This is a genomic window from Rhodococcus sp. NPDC077669 (assembly GCF_040686915.1).
Lineage (GTDB): Bacteria > Actinomycetota > Actinomycetes > Mycobacteriales > Mycobacteriaceae > Rhodococcoides > Rhodococcoides fascians.
The window spans coordinates 25,619-32,781 of sequence record NZ_JBFBMD010000039.1; the positions used below are offsets into that span (position 1 = coordinate 25,619).

General features: G+C 65.4%; 6 protein-coding genes. 4 read left to right on the forward strand and 2 right to left on the reverse strand.

Annotated features, from left to right (window positions below; genetic code table 11):
* Positions 1-18 precede the first annotated feature (18 nt).
* The gene (gene ligD / locus AB0P23_RS24395; RefSeq protein ID WP_032373709.1) at positions 19-966 is read left to right on the forward strand and encodes a non-homologous end-joining DNA ligase; all 948 of its coding nucleotides are present in this window, start codon (positions 19-21) and stop codon (positions 964-966) included.
* Between the two features lie 68 nt (positions 967-1,034).
* Here the strand turns inward: ligD and argG are convergent, their stop codons facing one another.
* The gene (gene argG, locus AB0P23_RS24400) at positions 1,035-2,450 is read right to left on the reverse strand and encodes an argininosuccinate synthase (RefSeq protein WP_032369815.1); all 1,416 of its coding nucleotides are present in this window, start codon (positions 2,448-2,450) and stop codon (positions 1,035-1,037) included.
* A gap of 22 nt (positions 2,451-2,472) precedes the next feature.
* Positions 2,473-3,177: a FadR/GntR family transcriptional regulator gene (locus AB0P23_RS24405; RefSeq protein WP_032399576.1), complete on the reverse strand. Its 705-nt coding sequence runs from the start codon at positions 3,175-3,177 to the stop codon at positions 2,473-2,475.
* A 102-nt stretch (positions 3,178-3,279) separates the two neighbouring features.
* Here AB0P23_RS24405 and aspA point away from each other — a divergent pair, with 102 nt between their 5' ends.
* Genes aspA through AB0P23_RS24420 form a run of 3 tightly spaced genes read left to right on the forward strand, consistent with a single transcriptional unit; the run spans position 3,280 to position 7,070 of the window.
* Positions 3,280-4,719 (forward strand): aspartate ammonia-lyase, encoded by a 1,440-nt coding sequence (gene aspA / locus AB0P23_RS24410; RefSeq protein WP_283551226.1) that lies wholly within the window; start codon positions 3,280-3,282, stop codon positions 4,717-4,719.
* Between the two features lie 4 nt (positions 4,720-4,723).
* Complete coding sequence (locus AB0P23_RS24415) at positions 4,724-6,157, forward strand: amino acid permease (protein WP_032399574.1); 1,434 nt, start codon at positions 4,724-4,726, stop codon at positions 6,155-6,157.
* Positions 6,150-7,070 carry an asparaginase gene (locus AB0P23_RS24420; protein WP_052061335.1) on the forward strand — a complete coding sequence of 307 codons (921 nt, stop codon included), beginning with the start codon at positions 6,150-6,152 and terminating at the stop codon, positions 7,068-7,070. The genes AB0P23_RS24415 and AB0P23_RS24420 overlap by 8 nt, the downstream gene beginning before the upstream one ends.
* Positions 7,071-7,163: the final 93 nt, after the last annotated feature.

Sequence of the window (7,163 nt, forward strand, 5' to 3'; positions counted from 1 at the left end):
ACATCTAGTGTCGCTGGTATGGCATCTCCGGCAATAGAACTCGAGGTGGGTACGCGCACGGTGCGCATCTCCAACCCCGATCGGGTGTATTTCCCCGAGAGCGGTGCCACGAAGCTGGACCTGGTGAACTACTACCTGAGCGTCGGCGACGGCATCGTCCGCGCGTTGCGGGAGCGGCCGTGCATGATGCACCGGTTCCCCAAGGGCCTCGCCGGCGAGAAGGTGCACCAGAAGCGGGTGCCGCACGGAGCCCCGCCGTGGTTGGAGACCGTCGAGGTGACGTTTCCCCGCTACAACCGCACCGCGGACGAGCTGTGCGTGACCGAATTGGCGCACGTCGCGTGGGCGGTGCAGATGTCGACGGTGGAGTTCCATCCGTGGAACTCGCGCCGCGCCGACGTCGAGATGCCCGACGAATGGCGCATCGACCTCGATCCGATGCCCGACTGCCCCTTCGATCGGGTGCAACGCGTCGCCGGTGTCGTGCAGGACGTGCTCGATGACCTCGGCGCAGTCGGCTGGCCCAAGACCTCGGGCGGTCACGGCCTGCACATCTACGTTCGCATCGACCCCGCCCACGGCTTCAAGGACTTGCGAAGGGGCGCACTGGCATTCGCGCGGGAGGTGGAGCGCCGCGCACCCGAGGACGTGACGACGACGTGGTGGCGCAAGGATCGCGACCCGTCGAAGTTGTTCGTCGATTACAACCAGAATGCCCGCGACCACACGATCGCCAGCGCGTATTCGGTGCGGGGAAACCCGAGGGCGACTGTGTCGACACCCATTTCGTGGGCCGAGGTACCTGACGTCGATCCACGCGAGTTCACGATTTTCACCGTACCGGCCAGATACGCCGAACTGGGCGACCTACATGCGGGTATCGACGACGCGGTGTTCGCCATCGACGAGCTACTCGAATGGGCGGAACGCGACGAGCATCAGGGCCTGACGGAGCCCGAGGAGTAGCCGAACTCGAAGTTATGGACGGAAATCGGCAGAAATCCGTCCATAACTTCGAGTTCGGCAGCCAGAAGTCAGTCGGTGCCGGACTCGATTGCGGCGTGGTCGAGGGCTGCGGAGTCCACGGAGTTGTCGGCGCTGCTGGCGGCGATGGCGTCGGCTCCACCGGGGGCGAGTTCGCCGATCAGGTCGCCCCAGGCGGTCAGCTGATCCTGAGCGGCGTACTGCTCGAGTTTGCTGCGCGAATCTGCGATGTCGAGGTTGCGCATGGTCAACTGGCCGATGCGGTCGCCGGGGAAGAAGGCCTGCCCCTGGCTGCGTTCCATCGACAGTTTCTCGGGGTGGTAGCTGAAGTTGCTGCCCTGGGTGTCCACGATGGTGAAGTCCTGACCGCGGCGCAGGCGAACCGTCACGCTGCCGGTCACGACGTTGCCGACCCAGCGCTGCAGGCCCTCGCGCAGCATGAGTGCCTGCGGATCGAACCAGCGGCCCTCGTAGAGCAGGCGTCCGAGGCGGCGGCCCTCGTTGTGGTACGAGGCGATGGTGTCCTCGTTGTGGACGGCGTTGACGAGCCGCTCGTACGTGATGTGCAGCAGTGCCATGCCCGGGGCCTCGTAGATGCCGCGACTCTTGGCCTCGATGATCCGGTTCTCGATCTGGTCGGACATGCCGAGCCCGTGGCGTCCGCCGATGGCGTTGGCTTCCATCACCAGGTCGACGGCACTGTCGAAGGACTTGCCGTTGATCCGAACGGGACGGCCACGCTCGAAGTCGACGGTGACGTCCTCGGCTGCGATCTCGACCTCGGGGTCCCAGAAGCGGACACCCATGATGGGCGAGACGATCTCGAGGGATGTGTCGAGGTATTCGAGACGCTTCGCCTCATGGGTGGCACCCCAGATGTTGGCGTCGGTGGAGTACGCCTTCTCGGCCGAGTCACGGTAGGGGAGGGTGCGCTGGGTGAGCCACTGCGACATCTCGTGCCTGCCGCCGAGCTCGGCGACGAATGCCTCGTCGAGCCACGGCTTGTAGATGCGCAACTCGGGGTTGGCGAGCAGGCCGTAGCGGTAGAACCGCTCGATGTCGTTGCCCTTGTACGTCGAGCCGTCGCCCCAGATGGAGACGCCGTCCTCCTGCATCGCGCGCACGAGCAGCGTGCCGGTCACCGCGCGGCCGAGGGGAGTGGTGTTGAAGTACGTCTGCAACGACGATCGGATGTGGAACGCGCCGCAGGTCAGTGCCGCGAGGCCTTCCTCGACCAGCGGTTCGCGGCAGTCGATCAGCCGGGCCTGCTCGGCGCCGTACGCAAGGCCGCGGGCGGGCACGTCGGACAGATCCGGCTCGTCGTACTGGCCGATGTCGGCGGTGTAGGCAAACGGAATCGCGCCGTGCTCGCGCATCCACGCCACGGCCACCGAGGTGTCGAGACCACCAGAGAATGCAATGCCGATTCGTTCACCGACCGGGAGAGAGTTCAATACCTTCGTCACGGCCCGCAGCTTAGTCGTACGGTCAGCTGGGCCGATCGGCGAGCGACTCCACTGCACCACGGACGGCATCGAGGTGGGCGGTCATGGCGCGGGCTGCTGCGTCGTAATCGCCGGATCGGATACCGGCGACGATGGCGTCGTGCTCGACGTTGGACTGCTGCTGCCGGTGCGCGACGAGGTTCAACGTTTCGGACTGCCGCGTCAAGGCATCTCGGATGTCGACGACGATCGACTCGAACACGCGGTTCCTGCTGGCCCGCGCGATCGCGGTGTGGAACTGCGCGTCCAACAGGACCCAGGCCTCGTGGTCGTCCTCGGAACGCATCTCGTCGGCGAGGCCGGAGAGCACCGCCAACTCGTCGTCGGTACGTCGTTCGGCCGCCCACCCGGCTGCGGGTACCTCGACGTGGGGTCGGGCATCCATGAGTTCACGGGCCTCGTAATTGCCGATGTCGAGGTCGCTACCCACTCGATCACGGACGACGAAGGTGCCGAGGCCCGTCTTGGTCTCGGTCAGACCGAGCGCGTGGCACGAGCGCAGCGCCTCGCGGATGACGGAACGACTGACGCTGTGCCTCGCGGCCAGCGCCGCCTCGGACGGGAGCTTCTGCCCGACGGGGAGCTTTCCCGACGAGATCGCGGCACGCAGGTCGGCGAAGACTGCCTCGGCGGCGCTCATGCGGGCATTGGTGGGCGCACTGACTGCCCAGCTGTCCGACAGGTTCATGCAGTGATCCTATCCCGGGGTTGACCGACGAGGTGTTCTACGCCACACTCTACCTGTCAGACAGCCGGACAGCTGGACACCCTCTGAAGGAGCGCACCCACCGTGGCCGATACCCGCATCGAGAAAGACCTTCTCGGCGAACGCGAGATTCCGATGACCGTCTACTGGGGAATCCATACCCTGCGCGCGCTGGAGAACTTTCCCATCACGGGGCGGCCGATCTCCACCAACGCCCACCTCGTCCGCGGGCTCGCAGCCGTGAAGTGGGCGGCCGCGGCGGCCAATCAGGACCTCGGAATACTCGACGCCACCCGCGGGGAAGCGATCCGGGCCGCGTGCCAGGAAATTCTCGACGGCCAGTGGCACGAGCAGTTCGTCGTCGACGTCATTCAGGGCGGCGCGGGTACGTCGACCAACATGAACGCCAACGAGGTCATCGCCAATCGTGCCCTGGAAATCCTCGGCCACGCGCACGGTGACTACTCGATGCTGCACCCCAACGAGCATGTGAATGCCTCGCAGTCCACCAACGACGTGTATCCGACGTCGGTGAACATCGCGACCATCTTCGCGGTGCACGAGCTGATCGCATCGATGAAGGTCCTGCGAGATTCGTTCTCCCGCAAAGCAAGCGAGTTCGCCACCGTCGTCAAGATGGGCCGCACCCAGCTGCAGGACGCGGTGCCGATGACACTCGGTCAGGAGTTCGGCACCTACGCGATCATGATCGACGAGGACTGCTCACGGCTCGAGGAAGCCGCGCTGCTGGTGCACGAGATCAACCTCGGGGCCACGGCCATCGGCACCGGGCTCAATGCTCCTGCCGGATACACCGAATCGGCCGTCGTGCACCTGCGCACCATCACCGGCCTGCCGTTGGTCACCGCAACGGACCTCATCGAGGCAACGCAGGACGTCGGTCAGTTCGTGCACCTGTCGGGTGTGCTCAAGCGCGTCGCAGTGAAACTGTCGAAGATCTGCAACGATCTCCGGCTGCTGTCCTCCGGGCCGCGCGCGGGCTTCAACGAGATCAATCTGCCTCCGATGCAGGCGGGTTCATCGATCATGCCCGGCAAGGTCAACCCCGTCATTCCCGAGGTTCTCAATCAGGTTGCCTACGAGGTGATCGGTCACGACGTCACCATCACGATGGCCGCCGAGGCAGGACAGTTGCAGCTCAACGCTTTCGAGCCGATCATCGTCAAATCCCTGTCCGACGGTATGGCGCATCTGAGTGCGGCCTGCCGCACCGTCGCGCATCGGTGCGTCGACGGCATCACCGCGAACGTCGATCTGCTGCGTGAGCGGGTGGAGAACTCGATCGGTCTGGTCACCGCGCTCAGCCCGTACCTCGGGTACGTGGAGTCGACGGCCATTGCGCAGGAAGCGCTGGTCACCGGCCGCAACGTCGTCGACCTGGTGCTCGAGAAGGGCCTGCTGGCGCGAGAAGAGCTGGATCGATTGCTGAGCCCCGAGCATCTCGCGAACCTGCGGGTGGCTCCCACCGAGCATTCCGTTGCTCCCGAGACGTCGACGAGGTAATGCGATGAGCACCGAGAACCCGACCCAGAAGCAGGCCTTCAGCGAAGAGGAGCTGGGGTATCGAAAAGAGCTGGCTCCGCGCCAGATTCAGATGATCGCCATCGGCGGCGCGATCGGCACCGGCCTGTTCATGGGTGCCGGCGGAAGACTGCGTGACGCCGGGCCCGCGTTGGTTCTGGTCTACGCACTGTGCGGCTTCTTCGCATTCCTGATCCTGCGCGCGCTGGGTGAGCTGGTGATGCACCGCCCGTCGTCCGGATCGTTCGTCTCGTACTCCCGCGAGTTCTTCGGTGAGAAGGTCGCGTTCGCGGCCGGGTGGTTGTACTGGATGAACTGGGCGATGACGGCCGTCGTGGACGTGACGGCAGTGGCGCTGTACATGAACTTCTTCAAGAAGTACTGGGCACCGCTGGGCAACGTGGATCAATGGGTGTTCGCGCTGGCCGGCCTGGTGTTGGTTCTCGGTCTGAACCTGGTGTCGGTCAAGGTGTTCGGTGAGCTCGAATTCTGGTTCGCGCTCATCAAGGTCGTGGCGTTGGTGACGTTCCTCGCGATCGGCACCTACTACGTCATCTTCGGCACCCCCATCGACGGTCAGGCTCCGGGTCTGAGCGTCCTCACCGACAACGGCGGTCTCATCCCCAACGGACTGCTTCCGGCGATCGTCGTGATCCAGGGCGTCGTATTCGCCTATGCCTCCATCGAATTGGTCGGTACCGCCGCCGGAGAGACGCAGAACCCCGAGAAGGTCATCCCCAAGGCGATCAACACCGTCATCGTCCGCATCGTCGTCTTCTACGTCGGCTCGGTGCTGCTGCTCTCGCTGTTGCTGCCGTACACCGCGTATCAGGCCGGGGAGAGCCCGTTCGTCACATTCTTCGGAGCGATCGACGTCGAGGGTGCCGACGCGATAATGAACCTCGTCGTGCTGACCGCAGCGCTGTCGTCTCTCAACGCCGGGCTGTACTCCACCGGTCGCATCCTGCATTCGATGGCGGTCGCCGGCTCGGCACCGAAATTCGCGGCCCGTATGAACAAGCAGGGAGTTCCGTACGGCGGCATCGCACTGACGTCGGTGGTGACGCTGCTCGGGGTCGTCCTCAACGCAGTCGTCCCGGCGCAGGCGTTCGAGATCGTGCTGAACCTCGCTGCGCTCGGCATCATCAGCGCGTGGGCCGTCATCGTGGCGTGCCAGCTCAAGTTCTGGTCTCTGTCCAAGACCGGCGCGGTCACCCGGCCTGCGTTCCGGTTGTTCGGTGCCCCGTACACCGGCTACGCAACGCTAGGCTTTCTGGCGTGTGTACTGGTACTGATGGCCTTCGACAAACCCGTCGGTACATGGACCGTCGCGTCCATCCTGCTCATCGCGCCGATGCTGATCGCCGGATGGTACATGTGCCGCAACAGAATTCGAGAGGTAGCCGCCCGTAATGACTGAGGAGTGGAGCCTGCCGGAACGACCCGACAGTGCTGAGTTCGTCGCGTTGTTGACCACCGGTGGGACGATCGCCAGTAGTCGCGACGAGCACGGGGTTTCTCGGCCGGTCCCAGGCGTGGGCGTCGACATGGACGGCGTGGTGGTGCGCGAGGTGATGTCGAAGGACAGCTCCGCCCTGGACCTCGCCGATCTCGACGCCATTCGCACTGCCGTGGTCGACGCGTTGGCCGAGGACGGCTGCGCCGGAGTGGTGGTGCTGCACGGCACCGACACCATGGAGGAGTCGGCGTTGTACGTCGACCTGTTCCACGACGACGCGCGTGCGGTGGTGTTCACCGGGGCTCAACGTACTGCCGATCATCCGGACCCGGACGGCCCCGGCAACATCGCAGCAGCGGTAGCGGCCGCGTGGTCCGAGCAGGGAGTGCTGATCGCGTTCGGCGGACGAGTACTGCCGGCCCGCGGGGCGATCAAGAAGCACACCTTCGAACTCGACGCCTTTCGGTCGGCAGCAGTGCCGAGGCCGGACCCGCTGCGGTGGCAGCCCGTCGCGGGAGTGCGCGTGGACGTCGTGGCCCTGTACCCGGGCGCGGACGGGGTGCAGATCGATGCCTGTCGCGAAGCCGGGGCGTCGGGCATCGTGCTCGAGGCGTTGGGCTCGGGTAACACCAACGCTCTGGTGGTGCACGCGGTGAAAGAGGCCGTTGCTGCTGGGCTGCACGTGGTCGTCACGACGCGGGTGCCGTTCGGTGAGACCTCGCCGACGTACGGCGGCGGAGGCGGCGGCCACGATCTGCTCGACGCCGGTGCGGTCTTCTCCCGCGAACTCCGGGCCGGACAGGCGCGCATCCAGTTGGCGGCGCTGGTCGCCACTGGAGCTACTGACGTGGTCGTCCACAATTCGTTCGCCTAGGCGGGATCCGGGCTGTTTCGATTTCGAGGTGGCTTCCCTCGAGCTGTGTTGGACGGCGGATATCGATGCGGCCACGGGCAGGGCCACCGGCCT